Source organism: Bacillus sp. SRB3LM (assembly GCF_015712745.1).
Classification (GTDB): domain Bacteria; phylum Bacillota; class Bacilli; order Bacillales; family Bacillaceae_G; genus Bacillus_A; species Bacillus_A thuringiensis_K.
The window spans coordinates 1-2,177 of record NZ_VWVQ01000066.1 but is presented as its reverse complement, the minus strand read 5'-3'; the positions used below and the strand labels follow the sequence as shown (position 1 = coordinate 2,177).

The window sequence follows — 2,177 nt, the reverse complement described above, 5'->3', positions numbered from 1 at the left end:
GACTTCTCTTTTGTTTATGTAAAAACTGGAATCATTTCAATGTCTTTCTCTGTACATACGGCACTGCGATACTACTACAAACTCAAGAATCCGTTTTATAGCTTCCTGGTGTCTGGATAATCAAAATAGATGAATTCAAATATTCGAACTGTGTTTGTTGTAAAGCTAGATGATTATCTTGTAAATATTTTTGAAGTGCCGCACCTGGTTCTACTGTATACACAGAATGTATTTGATAGACTGCGGCTGTATATTCTGTATACCCATAGGATGAATTATCTACTCCTATCGGGATGTTTTGTGTATGGCTAACCTCTTCTGTTACAGTAATGGGATGATGATACGTTGCAGTCAATAATTCACTCAACGTAGCTATCGCTCCGTCGAGAAGCGCTTTCATGTCAGTTTTCCACCCCATTGTGAACGCAAAATGTAAGGCATTCTCTATGGATAATCCAGATTGAACTGCTTGGTTAAAAGTATATAGAGTTGTAACAGGTTGCGTACTGTATACCACACGCTTAAATTTTGTCGCCCGTTTTACTTTTGTTTCTGTCCAAAAGGATTGCACTTGCTTCGCAAATTCTGGATCCTGATTGCATTTCGCCGTGAAAGAAATAGTTTTCCCTAAATCTAACATTCTATAGGTGTTTGTCTGAGAATATTTTCCGATGATAATGAGACCATGCTCACTTTTTTCCATATAGGTACCATCATTAAAATACAGCACATCACCTATATTTCCAAATTCATTGACTGTCGTTCCCTGCTTAGGAATAGGGTCATAGGGATTAGCGGAAAGCTGAGGAACGGGAATTTGCTCCTGGTTCATGGCTACGTTATTTTGTTCCTCGGGAAGAAGCGTTTTGCCCCCATTTTTTACAAGGTATCCTTGAAACGGATTCTCTGATGATACCCTCTTTTTTGATTGGTAAGAATCAGCAAACGATGTGGTAGCTGAGATTGTACCCATACTGAACCCACCTACCAAAGGAAATACTAAGAATAGATATTTAAATTTGTTCATCGTACCAATGTTCTCCTCACAGACTCCATTTTGTTTACTAGATTTTTATTCAGCAACTTTTCGGCAGAAGCGTTTTGTTCGCTAGCTTCTATCACTTCAAAAGGTGTTTGTAACTCACTCAAACGTAACGCGAATCTGTCCTTACCAGGGTCGTATGAATGCGGATAATTTGTTGACTCCATCCAAGCTTTTTCCACATTGTTTCCGTAATATCCATTAAAATCAGACCACCCCGTAGCACTCTCATGGACTCCTTTCACAGCGCTTCCTAGACCTATAGAATTATCTTCGGATGATCCATAAATGACATGATCTGCGCTGTTGCTATAATTCAAATAAATAGAATTGAATAAAGGATCATAAGCCCAATAGTATAAACCTGGTTTATTGGCTTTAGCTGATTTTATTCTTACTTCATTAGTAGATTCGATGAACCCATCTATTCCATATTTATGTTCAAAAATAATAGGCGTTCCATTATCCGTTGCAGCATTCGCAAAAAGTAAGAAATCATCTAAGCCCCAACGTTCGAATGTGACGCCACCTTTATCAGGCAAATTTTTATCTTTTATATAGTATGGCGTATTATATTTCAATCGTTCTCCATTTTTTGTAACAGGATTGGAATGATCTGCAGCAATTGCTAAACTAAGTATGCTTGCTAAAGATTTTTTCATATTTTATATTGTCCTTTCTTTATTTTGGACATTCTCATGGCTACAACCGGTGACTGCTGGCTCTTACGTCTACACGCATCTTTTTCCTAACAAGAAGACTCCTTCAAACTGTATAAAAACAAGGGTAGCCTGTATTGCATAAACAAGAATACGTTGTAAAAAAAGAGCGGATTATATATGGATGGATGAGCGAAAGAGGAAAATTCCAAATCATTCCTTTCGGGTTGGTACAGCCTATACTAAAATTACAGAACCGCCTAGCCATATGTACTCAGCACCCTTGCTGTAATATAATAATGACTTCAGCAAGTTCTGGAAAATGCCGGACAAAATCACCTGTTTTCATGGTCATTCACCTCCCTATCATACGATCTCAAAATCACTAGCATATCTACTAGATAGATTAATCTGAAATTTAACTGCACCACAAAAGAAAAATGTGTACGTTATCTCCTGTAGATGATCTGTAAAGC

General features: G+C 37.6%; 2 protein-coding genes. Both read right to left on the bottom strand.

Going from position 1 to position 2,177, the window contains the following annotated elements:
* Positions 1–82: 82 nt before the first annotated feature.
* Positions 83–973, bottom strand: coding sequence for a hypothetical protein (locus F3I02_RS19760; protein WP_196477873.1), 891 nt, complete (start codon positions 971–973; stop codon positions 83–85).
* Between the two features lie 50 nt (positions 974–1,023).
* A complete protein-coding gene (locus F3I02_RS19755; RefSeq protein WP_196477874.1) occupies positions 1,024–1,704 on the bottom strand; it encodes a hypothetical protein in 681 nt (226 codons plus the stop codon).
* Positions 1,705–2,177 lie beyond the last annotated feature (473 nt).